At 58.5% G+C, this 18,379-nt stretch carries 14 protein-coding genes; 1 reads left to right on the forward strand and 13 read right to left on the reverse strand.

The annotated features are described in order from the left end of the window. Positions 1-117 precede the first annotated feature (117 nt). The 3 genes from folE2 to pyk all read right to left on the reverse strand — a co-directional run bounded on the left by folE2 (position 118) and on the right by pyk (position 3,136). Entirely contained in the window at positions 118-891 is a 774-nt protein-coding gene (folE2, locus tag B5V00_RS12310) for a GTP cyclohydrolase FolE2 (RefSeq protein ID WP_085011188.1), read from the reverse strand. A 24-nt stretch (positions 892-915) separates the two neighbouring features. Continuing rightward, a complete protein-coding gene (queC, locus tag B5V00_RS12315; protein WP_085011108.1) occupies positions 916-1,593 on the reverse strand; it encodes a 7-cyano-7-deazaguanine synthase QueC in 678 nt (225 codons plus the stop codon). Positions 1,594-1,678: 85 nt separating this feature from the next. Next, positions 1,679-3,136, reverse strand: coding sequence for a pyruvate kinase (gene pyk, locus B5V00_RS12320; RefSeq protein ID WP_085011109.1), 1,458 nt, complete (start codon positions 3,134-3,136; stop codon positions 1,679-1,681). A gap of 254 nt (positions 3,137-3,390) precedes the next feature. On the opposite strand from pyk, the gene B5V00_RS12325 reads away from it, so the two are divergent. Next, positions 3,391-5,799 carry a penicillin-binding protein 1A gene (locus B5V00_RS12325; RefSeq protein ID WP_085011110.1) on the forward strand — a complete coding sequence of 803 codons (2,409 nt, stop codon included), beginning with the start codon at positions 3,391-3,393 and terminating at the stop codon, positions 5,797-5,799. 100 nt (positions 5,800-5,899) lie between these two features. Here the strand turns inward: B5V00_RS12325 and B5V00_RS12330 are convergent, their stop codons facing one another. From B5V00_RS12330 to dnaN, 10 genes are all read right to left on the reverse strand, one after another. Continuing rightward, positions 5,900-6,853 carry a TAXI family TRAP transporter solute-binding subunit gene (locus tag B5V00_RS12330; protein ID WP_172399738.1) on the reverse strand — a complete coding sequence of 318 codons (954 nt, stop codon included), beginning with the start codon at positions 6,851-6,853 and terminating at the stop codon, positions 5,900-5,902. A 13-nt stretch (positions 6,854-6,866) separates the two neighbouring features. Next, positions 6,867-7,517, reverse strand: coding sequence for an endonuclease III (gene nth, locus B5V00_RS12335; protein WP_085011112.1), 651 nt, complete (start codon positions 7,515-7,517; stop codon positions 6,867-6,869). 89 nt (positions 7,518-7,606) lie between these two features. Beyond that, complete coding sequence (locus B5V00_RS12340) at positions 7,607-8,284, reverse strand: endonuclease/exonuclease/phosphatase family protein (protein ID WP_139800764.1); 678 nt, start codon at positions 8,282-8,284, stop codon at positions 7,607-7,609. A 142-nt stretch (positions 8,285-8,426) separates the two neighbouring features. Then, positions 8,427-8,987, reverse strand: coding sequence for a peptidylprolyl isomerase (locus B5V00_RS12345; protein ID WP_085011114.1), 561 nt, complete (start codon positions 8,985-8,987; stop codon positions 8,427-8,429). A gap of 35 nt (positions 8,988-9,022) precedes the next feature. Then, positions 9,023-10,018, reverse strand: coding sequence for an NAD(P)H-dependent glycerol-3-phosphate dehydrogenase (locus tag B5V00_RS12350; RefSeq protein WP_085011115.1), 996 nt, complete (start codon positions 10,016-10,018; stop codon positions 9,023-9,025). 61 nt (positions 10,019-10,079) lie between these two features. Continuing rightward, positions 10,080-10,958, reverse strand: coding sequence for a tetratricopeptide repeat protein (locus B5V00_RS12355; protein WP_172399739.1), 879 nt, complete (start codon positions 10,956-10,958; stop codon positions 10,080-10,082). Then, entirely contained in the window at positions 10,897-13,398 is a 2,502-nt protein-coding gene (gene gyrA, locus B5V00_RS12360) for a DNA gyrase subunit A (RefSeq protein ID WP_085011117.1), read from the reverse strand. The genes B5V00_RS12355 and gyrA overlap by 62 nt, the downstream gene beginning before the upstream one ends. 163 nt (positions 13,399-13,561) lie before the next feature. Continuing rightward, positions 13,562-15,964 carry a DNA topoisomerase (ATP-hydrolyzing) subunit B gene (gene gyrB, locus B5V00_RS12365; protein ID WP_085011118.1) on the reverse strand — a complete coding sequence of 801 codons (2,403 nt, stop codon included), beginning with the start codon at positions 15,962-15,964 and terminating at the stop codon, positions 13,562-13,564. Between the two features lie 15 nt (positions 15,965-15,979). Continuing rightward, complete coding sequence (recF, locus tag B5V00_RS12370) at positions 15,980-17,074, reverse strand: DNA replication/repair protein RecF (protein WP_085011119.1); 1,095 nt, start codon at positions 17,072-17,074, stop codon at positions 15,980-15,982. 16 nt (positions 17,075-17,090) lie between these two features. Then, positions 17,091-18,209: a DNA polymerase III subunit beta gene (gene dnaN / locus B5V00_RS12375; protein ID WP_085011120.1), complete on the reverse strand. Its 1,119-nt coding sequence runs from the start codon at positions 18,207-18,209 to the stop codon at positions 17,091-17,093. Between the last annotated feature and the right edge of the window lie 170 nt (positions 18,210-18,379).

Genomic DNA, 18,379 nt, shown 5'->3' on the forward strand with positions numbered 1-18,379 from the left:
CGCGTCAGCTGCGTTGCGCTTCACCGCTTCATAGCTACGGCTATGCAGCGGAAAGTGCGCCTTGTTGACACGGAAAATCCCGGCGCAATATGACGAAAACCTATGAGTTACAGGGTACTAGTCCCCGGTTGTCATCTCGATCTGGGCGTAGGCCGAATGGTTGTGAATGGATTCGAAATTTTCACATTCCACGCGAAACCAGCTTATCTCACTGTTTTCCTTAAGTTTCCTGGTCACTTCGCGAACCATGTCTTCGACAAACATCGGATTGTGATAGGCCTGCTCGGTGACCGCCTTTTCATCCTCGCGCTTGAGCAGTGAATAAACCGGCGCACTGGCGCAGCCTTCAACGGTAGCGATCAGATCTTCGAGCCAGACATGCTCCCGGTAACGGATCTGGACCCGCACCAGGCTGCGCTGATTGTGCGCTCCAACCTCGCTGATCTCTCGGGAACAGGGGCAGAGCGAAGTCACCGGCACCTCGGCCTCGATGACGAAATCAAAATGGTCGCTCAGGGTACCGATCATGCGGCACTGGTATTCCATCAGTCCGCGGGCGCCGGAAACCGGGGCGCGTTTTTCGATGAAGTAGGGAAAACTGAGTTCGAGATGCGCCCGGCCGGCATCCAGCCGCTGCTGCATCTCGCCGAGAATCTCCTCCAGATTGTCGACACTGATCTCGCCGTGGTAGCGGTTGAGAATCTCGATGAAACGGCTCATATGGGTGCCCTTGAACTGTTCGGGCAGATCGACGTACATGTTGATCCGGGCCACGGTGTGCTGCTGCTCCCTGTACTTGTCGAGCAGCACAATCGGGTAGCGGATGTCCTTCACCCCCACCTTGTCAATGGAGATGTTGCGCGTGTCGCGCGATTTCTGCAGATCGGGCATGGACATGGAAAACTCCGTTCCGGCTCAGGCGTAGGCAACCGGGTCCTGCAACCCGACTTCGGCAAAACCCTTGAGACGCAGCCGACAGGAATCACAGCGACCACAGGCCAGCCCCTCCGGGGTCGGGTCGTAGCAGGAATGGGTCAGGCTGTAGTCAACACCGAGATCCAGTCCGCGGCGGATGATGTCGGCCTTGGTGAGTTCCAGCAGCGGGCTGTGAATCCGGTATTCGCCCTTTCCCTCGACCGCGGCCGCGGTCGCCAGGTTGGCCAGCTTCTGCCAGGCGGCGATATACTCGGGACGACAGTCGGGATAACCTGAGTAGTCGAGGGCGTTGACGCCGATGAAGATATCGAAGGCCCCGAGAACCTCGGCCCAGCCGAGGGCGAAGGAGAGAAAAATCGTGTTGCGCGCCGGCACGTAGGTCACCGGGATTTCCTCGTCGAGGGGACGATCCTTGGGCACCTCGATATCGGCGGTCAGGGCGCTGCCGCCGAAGGCGCGCAGGTCGATATCGGCTACCCGATGGGCGACGGCGCCGATCTGCGGAGCATAAGTTTTCGCCTTTTCCAGCTCGACGGTATGGCGCTGACCATAGGCAAAGCTGAGGGCATAGGGCGCGAAACCCTGATCGCGGGCGATCGCCAGACATGTGGTCGAATCGAGACCGCCGCTGTAGAGAACAACTGCTTTTTTCTTCATTAATAAACCCTGAAATCGGTCAAAGGCTAAGGGCTAAGGGCTGAAGGCTGAAATCGTCACGTCGCCCTGCGCCTGACACCCGACGTTAATGAACCTCGTAATAATCTCCGGTCCCCAACCGGTGGACCTTGAGCAGGTTGGTGGTGCCGGGGGCGGAAACCGGGCTGCCCATGGTGATCACCACCACCTCGCCGCGCTGCAGGATGCCAGCCTCAAGAACGGTTTTGGCGACGGCTTCGATCTGCGCTTCGGTATCACCCTCGATTTTGACCCGCAGTGAGCGTACCCCGTGGTAAAGGGCCAGCCGGCGCCGCACCGTCTCGGACGGAGTCACCGCGTAGATCGGCACCCGGGGGCGATACTTGGCCACCAGCGCCGCGGTCTTGCCGGTCTGGGTAAAAGCCAGAATCGCCGCCGCACCGAGGTTTTCCGCCACCCGGCAGGCGGCCTGGGAAATCGCCTCGGGCAGGGAACGCCACCCGTCAACCTCGGCAAGCGGAGAGAAGACCTGCTCGCGCAGGGCCGGGTCCGCTTCGACATCGAGCGCGACCCGCTCCATCAGTTGCACCGCCTCCACCGGATAACGGCCGCTGGCGGTCTCCGCCGAGAGCATCACCGCGTCACTGCCGTCGAGGATGGCATTGGCGACATCCGAGGTTTCGGCCCGGGTCGGCCGGGGATTGTTGATCATGCTTTCCAGCATCTGGGTGGCGGTGATGACCGGCTTTCCGGCGTGGTTGCACTGGCGGATAATCCGCTTCTGGATCAACGGCACCTTTTCCGGATGAATCTCGACGCCGAGATCACCGCGCGCGACCATGATGCCGTCGCTGACCTCAAGGATGGCGTCAAAGACCTCCACCGCCTCCGGCTTTTCAATCTTGGCGATCACCTGAATCGGACTTTCCTTCTCCAGCAGATGCTGCTTCAAATTTTCCACTTCATCCGGGCTGCGGACAAAGGAGAGTGCCACGTAATCGACCTGCTGTTCAATGCAGAAGTCGAGATCCGTCCAGTCTTTTTCGGTCATTGCCGGCGCTGAGACCGCCACCCCGGGAAGGTTGATCCCTTTGTGATCCTTGAGAATGCCGCCGACGATCACCCGGCAACCGACCAGGGGAGGATCAACCTCGGTCACCTCCAGCTCCAGCAGCCCGTCATCGAGCAGAATCCGGTCGCCGGGCCTGACATCGTTCGGCAGGCCGGCGTAACCGGAGGGAATCAGGTGGTCCTTGCCGACCAGGTTCTCGGTGGTGATCCACACCTGCTCACCGGCGATCAGCTTCAGCATCCCCTGTTCAAGCTTCCCGACACGGATTTTCGGCCCCTGCAGATCACCGAGGATAGCCACCGCCCGCTGTCGTCGTCGCGACAGGTCCCTGATGCGGGCGATCAGTTCCCGTTTTTCATCCCGGGTGCCATGAGAAAAGTTCAGCCGGAAGAGGTCGGCTCCGGCATCCAGCAAAGCATCGAGCCGTTCTTCGGTCGAACTTGCCGGCCCGAGCGTGGCGACAATCTTGGCGTGACGGAATTTTCGCTGCATACGCTTATTCCTTTGATTGGTTCAACCCCGGTCATCCCCGAAAAACTTGCCTGCGACCGCTTTGAATATAGCACAGAGCCTCTGGCGGGCAACCGCAAAATGGTTGCCGGAAACGCCTGGTGCATGCTATAAGTTACGGGTTTGCCGTTGGAATTTTCAAAGGAGGGGAGACCGGCAGTGAAGATCGATCTGCCGGTTCGCTGCGACCTTGACCTGAGTCACTGATTCAGGTTGGCACCCGGACCATCAAAACCATGATACGTTCCCTGTTTCGCAAACTCCTCTGGCTGGCTCTCGCCGCAACCCTGCTCGGGACGGCCGGCATTGTCACCGCCTACCTGCTGGTCGCCGGCTCCCTGCCGAAAGTCGACACCCTGGCCGACTACCGGCCGCCGATCATCACCCGCATCCTCAGCGACGACGGCACGGTGATCGCCGAGATCTACAAGGAACGGCGCATCCTGGTGCCGGTGGAACGTATCCCGCGGCAGCTTATCCACGCCTTCGTCGCCGCCGAAGATTCGAAATTTTTCCAACATCGCGGTATCGACCTGGTCTCCATCTTCCGCGCCGCGCTGAAGAATATCCAGGCCGGCGGCATTGTCCAGGGCGGCAGCACCATCACCCAGCAGGTCGCAAAATCACTGCTGCTGACCCCGGAAAAGAAATTCGAACGCAAGTTCAAGGAAGCGATTCTCGCCTGGCGCATGGAGCAGAAACTCTCCAAGGAAGAGATTCTCTACCTCTATCTCAACCAGATCTACCTCGGTCACGGCGCTCATGGCATCCAGGCGGCGGCGGAGAATTATTTTGCCAAAAATGTCGAAGACCTGACTCTCGCCGAGTCGGCGATTCTCGCCGGCCTGCCGCAGGCACCGAGCCGCTATTCCCCCTACCGCCACTTCCAGCGCGCCAAGGACCGCCAGCGCTACGTTCTCAAACGCATGGTCGAGGACGGCTACATCACTGAAGCCGAGGCCGAGCAGGCCGAAGCCGAACAGATCGTCATCCACCCCCGCGTCAACCAGCACGTCGCCGAAGCGGCCTACTTCACCGAGCAGGTTCGCCGTGACCTGGTCGAGACCTATGGTGCCGAAACCGTGCTGACCCAGGGGCTCGAAGTCCACACCTCCCTCAACCTGGAAATGCAGCGTGCCGCGCAGCAGGCGGTACGGAACAACCTGCGCAACTACGACAAGCGCCAGGGATACCGCGGCCCGCAGAAAATTCTCAGTGAAGCCGACACCGTCACCTTTCTCGCTGAACAGACCCGCCGCCTCCGGCGCCGGCCGCCGGTTGCCGGAGACTACCTGCGCGGCATCCTCACTGGTTTCGATTCCAGGGTACTGCAGGTCGCGGTCGGTGACCGCCGCGGGCTGCTTCCCCGCGATTCTTTCAAGTGGGCGGGCAACCTTCGCTTCCTCTCCCGTGAAGATTACCTGAAAACCCCGGAGGATCCGGAATCGGATCAGATCCTGGTGCCGATCGGTTCGGTTCTGGAGCTGCGGGTCACCAGGGTCCGCCCTGACGGGTCACTGGAACTGAGCCTGGAACAGACCCCGGAAGCCCAGGGGGCGCTGGTCGCCCTCGACCCGCAGAGCGGCCAGGTCAAGGCGATGGTCGGTGGTTTCAATTTCGCCGACAGCCAGTTCAACCGCGTCACCCAGGCCCGACGGCTGCCCGGGTCGGCGATGAAGCCCCTGATCTACGCCGCGGCGCTCGACAAGGGCTATACCCCGGCGACGGTGATCCTCGACACGCCGATCATCTACAAGGAAACCCGCGATTCCGGGGAAGAGACCGAATGGAAACCACGCAACTACGGCAAGAAATTCTACGGGCCGACCTCGCTGCGCACCGGTCTGACCCACTCACGCAATATCATCACCATCAAGATCCTTGAGGACATCGGGGTCAATTACGCCGCCAACTACGCCCGCCGCCTCGGTATCGTCTCGCCGCTGACCCGCGACCTGACCCTGGGACTCGGCTCCTCGGCGGTCACCCCGATTGAGATGGCCAAGGTCTACGCGGTGTTCGCCAATGGCGGCATCAAGGTCAGCCCGGCCTATATCACCCGTATCCTTGACCGCGACGGCAAGGTCATCGCCTCGGTCGATCCGGCTGACTTCCCCGACGGTGCCGGCCCCGGACAACGCCTGCTGCAGCAGCGCCGGGAACGGGTCATCTCCCCTGAAACCGCCTACCTGATCACCAACCTGCTCGAAAGCGTCGTCCAGCACGGCACCGGCTGGCGGGCCAAGGCGCTGGGCCGGCCGGTGGCCGGGAAAACCGGCACCACCAACGACCTCAAGGACGCCTGGTTCATCGGTTTCATCCCGCAGCTGGTCGCCGTCACCTGGACCGGCTACGACCAGGAACGCTCCCTCGGCAGACAGGAAACCGGTTCGCGGGCCGCCGCCCCGGCCTGGGTCGCCTTCATGAAAAAGGCGACGCGAAATTTTCGCGTCCGTCAGTTCAATGTTCCGGACAGCATCGAATTCCGTCCCATCGATCCGAAAACCGGGCTGCTGGTTCCGGAAGACACTCCGGACGCCATCATCGAGGCCTTCGCCCCCGGCACCGCTCCCACCCGCTACGCCCTGGATGAAGACCGTCCCAAGGCGCGCGACTTCTTCAAACTCGACCTGGAAGAGAACTGAACCTCAGGTTCCCCGGGCTGAGCAACAATGTTCGGATGCAAGGCGTCCACGCGGGGGAAAGACAACGCCGCAGATGGGCGTTTTTCATCAGCCTGCTCGTTCAGAGCATCCCCTGTCCGCGCCAGAAACGCTCGGCGCCGGGATGGAGAGGGATGCGGATGCCGTTCAGACCGAGCCGGCGGTCAAGCTGCCTGCCGATCGGATGCCGTTCCGCCATCGCCTCCATCCCGGCATCGGCATAGAGCCTCTGCAGCAGCCGGTAGACCAGGTCAGCATCAAGATCGGCCCGGGCCGCGAGCAGCGCCGAATCCTCAAAAGTCCAGACGCGCCGCACCTGCCCGGGATAGGTTGCCGGGGGGATGATCTTTTCGGTATAGAAAGGAAACTGGCGGAAAAAACCGCTTTCGCGGGCCTCGGAAAAGAGATCGATGAAACGCAGCGGCCGGTTTTCCGCCGCAGTGACCAGGGCCCGGTTGGGATAGCCGACCACCAGCCAGACCGCCTCGACGCTGCCCCGCTCCAACTCGCCGAGCCCCATGCTGAAACCGACATGAATCGGTACGATCCGCTGCCACAGGCCGACACTGGAGAAGAAACGCCGCGCGGCCAGCGCTGTTCCGGAACCGGGGTTGCCGATGGCGACCCGTTTGCCGATCAGGTCACTGAGCTGGCTTATGGCGCTTGACTCGGCGACCACCAGTTGTGCCGCGGCACCGTAAAGGCGACCGAGGGCGCGAACATTCTCGAACGACGACGCCTCGTCCGGCAGTTGTCCCCGGCGACCGAGCCAGGCGTCGCCGGCGTAGACCATGGCGAGATCAAGGCGGCCGGCATCGAGATCTTCGAGGTTGCCGATCGATCCGGCCGAGGATTCAACCCGCCACTGCCGCTTCGGCGCAACGGTCGAGGTCACCTCCTGCAGCGCTTCGGCATAACCCTGGAAGGTGCCGCCGGACGGACCGCCGCCGATGAGAATGGTTTGCTGCTGTGAATCACAGCCCATCATCAGAAACAACAGCAGAATGAATGTCGGAAAGTGAACCCGACGCGGCACGACCTGCTCCTTCTTATTTGCTGCACGTAACTCCCCGTCGCGGGCAGCCATCCGCGATCGGACAGGCGCTGCAGACCGGCGTCGGCGCCTTGCACAGGGCCCGACCGTGGGCTATCAGGGTATGGCCGGTCCGCGTCCAGCGCTCCTCCGGCAGCAACTGCTGCAAGTCCTTTTCAATTTTAACCGGGTCTTCGGCCCGCGTCCAACCGAAGCGCCCGGCCAGACGTTTGACATGGGTATCAACCACCATGCCGGGGATACCGAAGGCGTTGCCGAGGACCACGTTGGCGGTCTTGCGGCCGACCCCCGGCAGGGCAACCAGTTGTTCAAGGTCGGCCGGCACCTCTCCGTCATGTTCGGTACTCAGAATGGCGGCGCAGCTGATCAGGTTTTTCGCCTTGTTGCGAAAGAACCCGGTGGAACGGATCAGCGCTTCCACTTCGACCAGGTCGGCATCCGCCATGGCCTCCGGGGAGGGGAAACGTTCAAACAGCGACGGTGTCACCAGGTTGACACGCACATCAGTACACTGCGCCGACAACATGGTGGCAACCAGCAGCTGCCACGGGTTGCGATAATTCAGCGCGCACTCCGCTTCCGGATACACCTGCTCCAGACGTTCGAGCAGAACAATCGCGGCATCACGCCCGGTCAGGGTTCTCATACCTTCCCTTCCGGCGAGACTGAAATCCCCGGCAACAACTGTTTATCAACGTTTTTCACAGAATTATCCACAGCCGGTTGAAACAGCGGTCAACCCGGAACAATAACCTCCATCCGCCGCGAAGATCTCTCATCGGCCCTCAGGTAACGACGCGGATCACTGATCTGCACCGTCAGAATCAGCGGCAGATGGTTTGAGGCATGACGGGCCACCCCGAAGTAGGGAATCGAGGATTCCAGGATGCGTAATTCTCCCCGCAGGTAAGCGCGGTCGCGGCCGAACAACGGCAACCGGGCCGGATAGGTACCGCGCCACAGGGGGCGCCGAGCTTTGCGCAGCAGCATTGCCAGGTTGAGATTGCCCGGCCCCCAGCCGCAATCGGCGAAGTCCCCCAGCACCAGAGTCGGACAGACCAGTTCGCGGCTGCCCAACAGGTCGGGCCCGAGCAGGCTCGCGACCTGCTGCTGACGGATCCGGGGCTGCAGGGTCAAACAGACATTGAACAGGTGGAGACGCCGGCCGTGCAGCTCAAGGTCGGCACGCAGGCAGCGGCCATCCCCGCCGAGATCAAATTCTCGCACTCCACTTAAGGGATAGTAGGAAAGAAAGGCATTTGCATTTTCCCCCTGCTGACTGAAACAGGACATTCCCAGCCGCTTGCCGAGGGTCTGCAACGGGTTGCCGGGGCCATCAGTATTGATCCCCTGCAAGGCGACGATATCGGGCGCGGCATCGGCGATCACTTCGAGAATGCGACATGAATCCATGCTGCCGTCACTCCCGCAACAGCCATTGACCTGGTATGTCATGATGCGGATGGCATGCACGATTCAGGACTCCCTGCCGGCGAAGGGGCATCCCTGAATCGGTGAGTTCCTGTTGGATGGGACTCACCGATTCAGGGCATCATCATTCGGCGCGGCGGATACTTTTGATCACCACCTGCTGCCGCGGCAGATTGGCGAACGGCCCCCCGCGTTGTTCGGTCGGCACCCGGGCAATGCGGTCAACGATATCCATTCCGTCCACCACCTTGCCGAAAACCGCGTAGCCGAAACCGCGCGCGTCATTGCCGCGATGATTGAGAAAATCATTATCCACCAGATTGATGAAAAACTGGCTGGTGGCCGAGTCGACCACATTGGTTCGGGCCATGGCGATGGTTCCGCGAACATTTTCCAGGCCGTTGCCGGCCTCGTTTCTGATCGGCGGCCGGGTCGCCTTGCGCTTCAGGGCGGTATCAAAACCGCCGCCCTGGATCATGAATCCCTTGATGACCCGGTGAAAAATGGTGCCGTCGTAGAAGCCCGCGTCGGCATAGGCAAGAAAATTTTTCACGGTCTCCGGCGCCCTGGCTTCATCGAGATCGAGGGTTATGGTTCCGAGGCTGGTCGTCATCAGCACCCGGGTCCCGGCCAGCGCCGGTGAGGCAAGAGTCAAAATAATCAGCAGCAGAACAAGTTTTTTCATCGTGCTCCTCCTGGAATTCGGCCTGCGCAGGCCACCTATTCGGCTTTCAGATCTCTCTGCATCAGGTCGATGACCGCCTGGCGGGCCGATTTGTCCTGGTAGAGAATCTGGTACATCTGTTCGACAATCGGCGCGTCAATACCGAGCTTTTGCGCCAGTTGGCGGGCCGAGAGGGTGGTTTTGACCCCTTCGGCGACCATCTGCATGCCGGAAAGAATGTCATCCAGACTGCGACCGCGACCGAGTTCCATGCCGACGGTCCGGTTGCGCGACAGGTCGCCGGTACAGGTCAGGACCAGGTCGCCCATGCCGGCGAGACCGGAAAAGGTCGACTGGACCGCGCCCTTGGCCAGTCCGATACGGGTTATTTCGGCCAGTCCGCGGGTGATCAGCGCCGCCCGGGTATTATGACCGAAGCCGAGGCCGTCAGACACCCCGGCCGCCAGGGCAATCACATTTTTCAACGCCCCGCCGAGTTCGACCCCGACGATATCGTTGTTGGTATAAACCCGGAAAGCGTCACTGCTGAAGGCCGCCTGGACCTGCCCGGCGACCGCGTCGTCGAGAGCCGCCACGGCAACCGCGGTCGGCATTTCGGCAGCCACCTCGCGGGCAAAGGAAGGACCGGAGAGAAAAGCGCTGCGCTGGAGGATCTCCGTACCGGCGACATCCTCCAGCACCTCCGACATCAGCTGCAGGCTGTCATTTTCAATTCCCTTGGACGCGGAGACGACCAGGGACCGCGGTGACAGGTACGGCAGCGCGGCAGTGAACACCCGGCGCAGCACCTGGCTCGGCGGCACCAGCAACAGCAGTTCGGCATCCGCGGTCGCGGTGCCGATATCATTGCTGTAGGAGAGCGTCTCGGCAAGCTGAACTCCCGGCAGATAGAGGTCATTTTCACGACGTGCCGGCAGACGTTCGGCGAGATCTTTTTCATACACCCAGAGGCAGACCTGGTGGCCAACCCCGGCCAGCAGATGGGCCAGGGTCGTTCCCCAGCTGCCGGCCCCGAGAACTCCAATCTTCATCTGTCTTTCTCCATCCCGGTTCGCACGATTATCATTTTATCACGCCCCCCCGCAAAAGGCCCTAAATGGCTTTCTTTTTCTTCGCCATGCGCCGGCGGACCTGCTTGATGCGATGTTCCAGAACCTTGGCTTCAGGATAATGTCCCTGCAGTTTCTTCAACTCGGCCAAAGCCTTGCGCAACTCGTCCCGCTGTTCATAGATGCCGGCAAGAGCAAAACGGGACTCAAGGGCAAAACGGTTGCCGGGCCAACGCCGTATGCCTTCGGCGAAGGCGGCGGCCGCCTTGTCCGGCAGTTCATCCAGCAGGTAGGTCATACCAACCCGGTACTGAACTTCGGGCAGCAGCTCGCTTTCAGGGTCGGATTTCAGCAGAGATTCGAACTCGATGCGCGCCTGCTCATAGTTTTCCAGCAGGAAATAACAGTCGGCGATCTGGTAACGGATCTGGTCCGCGTCGTCGACCCCGGCATCGACCAGCCGCTGCAGCAGGGTCAGGGCACTGGAATATTCATGCAATCGCTGCTTGTAGATCGCCGCTGCCCGGCGCTGGGCAGCAACCGCCTGCTGTGCCCGGGGAAAATCCCGCACCAGGCGCAGGTAGACCAGCAGCGCCTGCTGATACTGCCGGAGGTTGAATTCCAGCAACTGCCCGGCGAGAAGCAGTGAACGCGGCGCCAGCGGTGAATCGGAAACCGCGGCGGCCAGTTGCTGAAGATCGTTGACCGCCGCGCCGTAATCACCCTGCCGCGCTAGGGTCTCGGCCTGATGATAGCGGTAGAGATTGATAGCATCCCGCTGATTCCAGCAGAATACCGCGAGGGCAGTCAACAACAGCAGGCCGAGCAACAGTGCCCGGCGCAGTCGTCGCCGGCGCGGGCTATTCGTCCGCCGCCGGCGTTCCTCCTTCAGCAGCCGGTTCTTCAGCTGACGTATCTTCAACTTCGTCTTCATCCTTTTCGGCCAGCTTGGCCACCGCCACGATGCGTTCTCCGTTCTCAAGCACCATCAGTCGTACCCCCTGGGTGTTGCGACCGATCTGGCGGATATCGGCAATCCGGGTACGCAACAGCTTGCCGCGGTCGGTAATCAGCATCAGGTCGGCTTGTTCATCGACCAGGCGGATGGCAACCACTTCACCGTTGCGCTCGGAGGTCTTGATGGTGATGATGCCCTTACCGCCGCGACTCTGCACCCGGTATTCGGTGATATCGGTGCGCTTGCCATAGCCGTTCTCGGTGACCGTGACCAGGGCCATGACGGTATTCTCGGTCACCGCCTGCATGCCGATCACCCGGTCATTCGCTTCCAGGTTCATGCCGCGCACCCCGCGTGCCGGTCGTCCCATGGAACGCACATCGCTTTCAGGAAAACGGATCGACTTGCCGTGCCGACTGGCGAGAATCAGATCCATGCTGCCGTCGGTCAGCCGGGCTTCGATCAGTTCGTCATCCTCGTCGATGGTCAGGGCGATAATACCGCCAGCGCGTGGATTGGAGTAGGCCATCAATTCGGTTTTCTTGATGATGCCGTTGGCGGTGGCGGTGACGATGAATTTGCCTTCTTCGAAATCCTTGACCGGCAGAATGGTGCAGACCTTTTCACCGTTTTCAACCTGCAGCAGGTTGACGATCGCCTTGCCGCGCGAAGCGCGGCCGCCCTGCGGTATCTCGTGGACCTTGAGCCAGTAGACCTTGCCCTTGTCAGTGAAGACCAGGATGTAGGAATGGGTCGAGGCGATGAACAGGTTCTCGACAAAATCCTCTTCCTTGGGCCGCATTCCGGTCTTGCCCTTGCCGCCGCGCCGCTGGGCGCGGTAGAGGGACACGGCGTTGCGCTTGATGTAGCCGCCGTGGGAGACGGTGACCACCATATCCTCTTCGACAATCAGATCCTCGATGGAGAGGTCACCGGTTTTCTCGATGATTTCGGTTCGCCGTTCATCACCGTAACGTTCCCTGATCTCGCCCAGTTCAGTCTTGATGATCTTGAGAATTTCAATTTCCGAAGCGAGGATTTCCTTGAGCCGCTTGATCAGGGCCATGATTTCCTCGTACTCGGCAATGATCTTGTCCCGCTCCAGCCCGGTCAGACGATGCAGGCGCATATCGAGAATCGCCTGGGCCTGGATCGCGGAGAGGCCGAAGCGCTCAATCAACCGCCCCTTGGCCACCGCCGGACTGGCTGAGGTCTTGATCAGTTCGATCACCTCGTCAAGGTTGTCAAGAGCGATCTTCAGACCTTCGAGGATATGAGCCCGGGCCTCGGCCTTCTTCAGTTCAAAGATGGTACGACGGGTGACGATCTCCTTGCGATGTTCAATGAACTTGTCGAGAATTTCGCGCAGGGTCATGACGCGCGGCTGACCGTTGACGATGGCCAGCATGATGATGCCGAAACTGCTCTGCATCGCCGTCATCTTGTAGAGCTGGTTGAGAATCACCTGGGGAATGGTGTCCCGTTTCAGCTCGATGACGATGCGCATGCCGTCACGATCCGACTCGTCGCGCAGGTCGGAAATACCCTCGATTTTCTTGTCCTTGACCAGGTCGGCGATCTTCTCGATCAGTCGCGCCTTGTTGACCTGGTAGGGAATCTCGGTGACGATGATCGCCTCACGGCCGGTGCGGCGGTCCTTTTCAACCAGCGCCCGGGCACGCATCTGCACGATGCCGCGACCAGTACGGTAAGCTTCGTGGATTCCTTCCCTGCCGAGAATGAATGCGCCGGTCGGGAAATCGGGGCCGGTGATTCGGGAGATCAATTCGTCAAAATGGATTTTCGGATTGTCGATGATCTCGATCAGTCCGTCGATCACCTCAGTGAGGTTGTGCGGCGGAATCTTGGTGGCCATGCCGACCGCGATCCCTTCCGAACCATTGACCAGCAGGTTGGGAAACTTGCACGGCAGTACCAGCGGTTCCTGCAGTGAATCATCATAGTTGGGCCCGAAATCGACCGTTTCCCTGTCGATGTCGGCCAGCAGTTCGTGAGCCAGACGGTTCATGCGTATTTCGGTGTAACGCATGGCGGCGGCGGAATCGCCGTCGATGGAACCGAAGTTGCCCTGACCGTCGACCAGCGGGTAGCGCATGGAAAAATCCTGCGCCAGGCGGACAATGGTGTCGTAAACCGCCGAATCACCGTGGGGATGAAATTTACCGATGACGTCGCCAACCACGCGGGCCGACTTCTTGTAGGGCTTGTTGTAGTCGTTGCCGAGTTCGTTCATGGCGAACAGCACCCGGCGATGGACCGGTTTGAGTCCGTCGCGTACATCCGGCAGCGCCCGGCCGATAATGACGCTCATGGCATAGTCCATATAGGACTTGCGCATTTCGTCTTCAATATTGACAGTGACCCGATTCTGATCGGAAAGCATCGAATTCCCTCCGGAAAAGTTTTAGCTATTCAGTTTTTAAACCAGAAAAACCGAGACGCGGAGAAAAAGAGACCGTTGAGATGCCCGGATCTTCCTTCGGGCTGTCCTCTGCGCCTCTTCTTATTTCTCTCCACCTCAGCGTTAATCTTTTTTATCAACGTCCTCAGATGTCCAGGTTCGAAACATTCAGGGCGTTGGTTTCGATGAACTCGCGGCGCGGTTCAACCTGATCCCCCATCAGCACCGTGAAAATCTCGTCGGCCATAACAGCATCTTCGACCTTGACCTGCAGCAGGACCCGTTTTTCCGGATCCATGGTGGTTTCCCACAGCTGTTCGGGATTCATCTCACCGAGACCCTTGTAGCGCTGGATATACTGCCCCTTGCGAGCCCGGGCAAGGAAATAGTCGAGCAATTCGCCGCTGCTCTCCACCCGTGCCTCTTCCCCTTTTTCACTACTGATGACCGCTTCACCGGACGGAATCAGATTTTCCACCTGGCGATAGGCCTGCAGCAACAGTTTGTATTCGTGGGTGGCGATCAGTTCCAGGACATTCCGATCGACGCGCGCCCTGGTGGTCCCTAAAGTAAAGAGAATCCGCGGCGGATCATTCAGCACCAGATATTCGGCGCGCGGTTCGAACGCCTTCAGTTTTTCCGCCAGCGGGGTCAGATCCTCCATGTCGCGGAAGCCGTTCTGGATCTTGCCCTCGACAAAAATCCGCAGCAGTTCCGGATTGATCCCCTTATGGACCTTGCGATTGAAGAGATCGCGGAATTCAATGATGTTGCGCAAAGTCGGCACGATCTGCTTGCCGCGCAGGGTCTTGCCATCACCGGGAAGTTCGACACTCATGCCTTCGACTCCCTCGTTGAGCAGGTATTCCTGCAATGCCGGTTCGTCCTTCAGGTAGATCTCCTTCTTGCCGCGTTTGACCTTGTAGAGCGGCGGCTGGGCGATGTAGAGATAGCCCCGTTCCACAACTTCCGGCATCTGGCGGAAGAAGAACGTCAGCAGCAGAGTGCGGATATGCGAACCGTCGACATCGGCGTCAGTCATGATGATGATGCGATGATAGCGCAGTTTTTCGATGGAAAAGTCATCCTTGCCGATCCCGGTTCCCATGGCGGTGATCATGGTGCGAATTTCCTGGGAGGTCAGCATCTTGTCGAAGCGCGCCTTCTCGACATTGAGGATCTTGCCTTTCAGCGGCAGGATTGCCTGGTAGCGGCGGTCACGCCCCTGCTTGGCCGAACCGCCGGCGGAATCGCCCTCGACCAGATAGACTTCACACAGCGCCGGGTCCTTTTCCTGGCAATCAGCCAGTTTGCCCGGCAGCGCCAGAGAATCGAGAACTCCCTTGCGACGGGTCAGATCGCGGGCTTTGCGTGCCGCTTCACGGGCCCGCGCCGCTTCGATCCCCTTCTCCAGAATTTTTTTGGCTACCGCCGGGTTTTCTTCCAGGAACTCAGCCAACTTCTCGTTCATCAGGGTCTCGACATGTCCCTTGACTTCCGAATTGCCGAGCTTGGTCTTGGTCTGGCCTTCGAACTGCGGATCGGGAATCTTGACTGAAATGACGGCCGCCATGCCCTCGCGAAGGTCATCGCCGGAAATGGTGGTCTTGAGATTTTTCAGCAGATTGTTGGCGGTGGCGTAGGTATTGAGGGTTCGCGTCAAGGCCGCCTTGAAACCGGAGAGATGGGTGCCTCCTTCATGGGTGTTGATATTATTGGTGAAGGAAAAAATTTTCTCATCATAGCCGTCGTTGTACTGGATGGCGATCTCGACATCACAGTTGTCCTTCTCCCCGTGAATGTAGATGGGATGGGGATGCAGGGAGTTTTTGGCCCGGTTGAGATATTCGACAAAAGAGGCGATGCCGCCTTCATACTGGAAGGTATGCTCCTTTTCCGGATCCGTTCGTTCATCAATGATGCGGATCTTGACTCCGGCGTTGAGAAACGCCAGTTCACGCAGTCTCCGGGAGAGAATTTCAAAGGAAAATTCAGTGGTTTCGAAAATTTCCGCGTCGGGCCAGAACGTCACCTTGGTGCCGTGCAGCCTGGTCTCCTTCCCCTTGGTCAACGGCCCATTCGGTACCCCGCGATCGTAGCTCTGCGACCAGACAAAGCCGTCACGGCGGATTTCCAGTTCCAGGTGGGAAGAGAGGGCATTGACCACCGAGACCCCGACGCCGTGCAGACCGCCGGAAACCTTGTAGGCACCCTCTCCTTTGTCATCGAATTTGCCGCCGGCATGCAGCACGGTCATGACCACTTCGGCCGCCGATTTATTCTGGCCTGAATGCATGTCGACCGGAATACCGCGTCCATTGTCTTCAACGGTGCAGGAGTTATCGATATGCAGGGTGACGACGATATCGTCACAATAGTTGGCCAAAGCTTCGTCGATGGAATTGTCAACAACTTCATAGACCAGGTGATGCAGACCGTTGACCGCGGTCGAACCGATATACATGGCCGGCCTTTTACGGACGGCCTCCAGTCCTTCCAGCACCTGGATACTGTCGGCCTGGTAACCTTCATGCCCTTGTTCTGTCATACCATCCTCATTTTGTTATGAATCCATGGAGGGATCCGTCTGAATCTTTCCCGCTTTTATTTTGAAACAACGGATCGGGTTCAGATCGCGCTCCCGCAGGGAACTGATATCGGTTGTGGTTAAAAACACCTGCCCGCGATGAGCCAGCAGAAAATCAAAAAATGCGTTCCGGCGAAAATCGTCGAGTTCGCTGTTAAGATCGTCGAGCAACAGCACTGGAGACAGTCCGATCTGCTCTTCGAGGTCCAGTACCTGGGCCGTTTTGAAGGCCAGCAGGAAAGATCGCTGCTGGCCCTGGGAACCATAATTTTTCAGCGGTCGTCCATCGATGCGAAACTGAAGATCATCACGATGCGGCCCGGCCAGGGTCTGCTGATATTGTCGTTCCCGGGCAGCGGTTCGGTGCAGTTCGGCTAATAATGCATCTGTTGTCAGCCCTGTCCGGTCGGAAAAACCGAGATCTACCTCTTCAGTTCCACCACATATGGTTCGGTAGCAGTTCTGCAATCGTGGTCTTAAACGTTGTAGAAAATCCTGTCGTGCCTGTCTCAGTCTGGCTCCGCTTTCCGCCAGTCTCTGGCTCCAGGGCTGCAGATGTGCGTCTTCAACTGCCATTTTCAATAAACGGTTGCGCTGTTTAAGGCACCGTTGAAAATCTCTGGCAATCTGCAAAAATCCGCTGTTGGTTTGAAAAACTGCTCGATCCAGCAGTGAACGGCGACCTACCGGATTGCCGCGGACCAGGGAAATTTCCTCCGAGGTGAACAATACGGTTTTCAGCCGCCCGAGCATTTCAGCAGCGTTGACAACGCGCTTGCCGTCAATACCGGCACTTTGTCCTTCGCGGGTCAGGGTCAACTCAAAGCGATGAAAGACCCCTGACATACAGATACCCGCCGACAGGCGGGCTTCATCCCGACCGATTTTTATCAGAGTTTCACGTCGATTGGAACGAAAACTCTTCAACTGACCGAGCAGATAGATCGCTTCCAGCAGGTTGGTTTTTCCTTGGGCATTGTCTCCCCAGATAACATTGAATCCGGTCGACGGTTCGACCAGCAAATCCTGCAGGTTGCGAAAACCCTGCAGTTTCAGTTCCCTGAGGTGCATTGCAGAAATCGCCCGGTCATAGCCGCATAGGCATGACCACGGCCAGAAAGTCTTTATCCTCCACCGGGGTTATCATCCCCGGGGACATATTGTCCCTGACCTGAAGAATGACTTCGTCTTCCTTCTGCACCTGAAGAATATCGAGCATGTAGCGGGAATTGAAACCGATTGCTATTTCCTGTCCCTCGTAATCGATCTCCAGGTCCTCCCGGGCATCACCCAGTTCGGGATTCGAGGATGATATCTCCAGTCTGCCCGGCTGCAGCAGAACTTTGACTCCACGAGATTTTTCACTGGAAAGGATAGCCATACGGCGCAGGGCATGGAAAAATTTTTCACGGGGAATTTTCGCCACCATATCCTGGGATTGAGGGATCACCCGGGTATAGTCGGGAAACTCACCATCGACCAGACGCATGATAACAACTGTCTGATCTTTCTGGATAACGGCATTATTATCCATGAAACCGAGTCGTATATCACTGTCGCCCTCTTCGGCTATCTTGCGCAACTCGAAAATCCCCTTTTTGGGGAAAATAACCCCTTTCCGCAATTCCTCGCTTTCCGTTCCTTCCAATTCGCGCTGAATCAATGCCAGCCGATGGCCGTCAGTTGCCACCAGACGCAGAAGTTGACGACCTTCAAGTTCAATATTCTGAAAGAAAATGCCGTTGAGATTGTACTTGCTCTCATCGGTCGAAATGGAAAAAGCGGTTTTCTCCAGCAGGTCGCTGATGACCCCACTCGGCAATGAAATGAAATCGCCCTGTTCCACATCCGGAAAATAGGGAAATTCGTCGGCCGCCAGGCCAACGATATTGAAAAGTGCCTTTCCACAGCGGATTTCTATCCAGCAGTTTTCCTTGGCACTGAGTGTGACCTCTCCCTCGGGCAGTTCCTTGATGATCTCGAACAGTTTCTTGGCTGAAACCGTTACCTTGCCGGATTTGGCAGTGTCGGCCCGATAGCTGGCCCGCATCCCGACTTCGAGATCGGTGGCCGTGATCTCAATTTCGCCGTCACCTGCTTCGATCAGAACATTGGAAAGAATCGGAATCGTATTGCGTTTTTCAACAATCCCCTGGACCCTGGCGAGTGCCTTGAGAAAAATATCGCGTTCGATGGTGAATTGCATGTTTTCCTCCTGTCAACAGGTAACTATTGTTTATTATCTTTTCTTTCTTAAAGACAGTAGTAATACATAGAGCCTGTTGAAACTGTTAAAGCTCCAAAAAATCCAATCAAAACGTGATGTTAGTTGCTGCTCAAGGCTGTGGAGAAAAACGTCTGCGAATGGCTCCCTTT

Source organism: Geothermobacter hydrogeniphilus, assembly GCF_002093115.1.
In the GTDB taxonomy this organism is placed as follows: Bacteria; Desulfobacterota; Desulfuromonadia; order Desulfuromonadales; family Geothermobacteraceae; genus Geothermobacter_A; species Geothermobacter_A hydrogeniphilus.

Coding starts and splice junctions, on each gene's coding strand:
- gyrB (WP_085011118.1), bottom strand. CDS start 15,964: ATGACAGAACAAGGGCATGAAGGTTACCAGGCCGACAGTATCCAGGTG.
- B5V00_RS12340 (WP_139800764.1), bottom strand. CDS start 8,284: ATGGATTCATGTCGCATTCTCGAAGTGATCGCCGATGCCGCGCCCGAT.
- pyk (WP_085011109.1), bottom strand. CDS start 3,136: ATGCAGCGAAAATTCCGTCACGCCAAGATTGTCGCCACGCTCGGGCCG.
- nth (WP_085011112.1), bottom strand. CDS start 7,517: ATGAGAACCCTGACCGGGCGTGATGCCGCGATTGTTCTGCTCGAACGT.
- B5V00_RS12325 (WP_085011110.1), top strand. CDS start 3,391: ATGATACGTTCCCTGTTTCGCAAACTCCTCTGGCTGGCTCTCGCCGCA.
- queC (WP_085011108.1), bottom strand. CDS start 1,593: ATGAAGAAAAAAGCAGTTGTTCTCTACAGCGGCGGTCTCGATTCGACC.
- B5V00_RS12350 (WP_085011115.1), bottom strand. CDS start 10,018: ATGAAGATTGGAGTTCTCGGGGCCGGCAGCTGGGGAACGACCCTGGCC.
- B5V00_RS12345 (WP_085011114.1), bottom strand. CDS start 8,987: ATGAAAAAACTTGTTCTGCTGCTGATTATTTTGACTCTTGCCTCACCG.
- dnaN (WP_085011120.1), bottom strand. CDS start 18,209: ATGCAATTCACCATCGAACGCGATATTTTTCTCAAGGCACTCGCCAGG.
- gyrA (WP_085011117.1), bottom strand. CDS start 13,398: ATGCTTTCCGATCAGAATCGGGTCACTGTCAATATTGAAGACGAAATG.
- recF (WP_085011119.1), bottom strand. CDS start 17,074: ATGCACCTCAGGGAACTGAAACTGCAGGGTTTTCGCAACCTGCAGGAT.
- folE2 (WP_085011188.1), bottom strand. CDS start 891: ATGCCCGATCTGCAGAAATCGCGCGACACGCGCAACATCTCCATTGAC.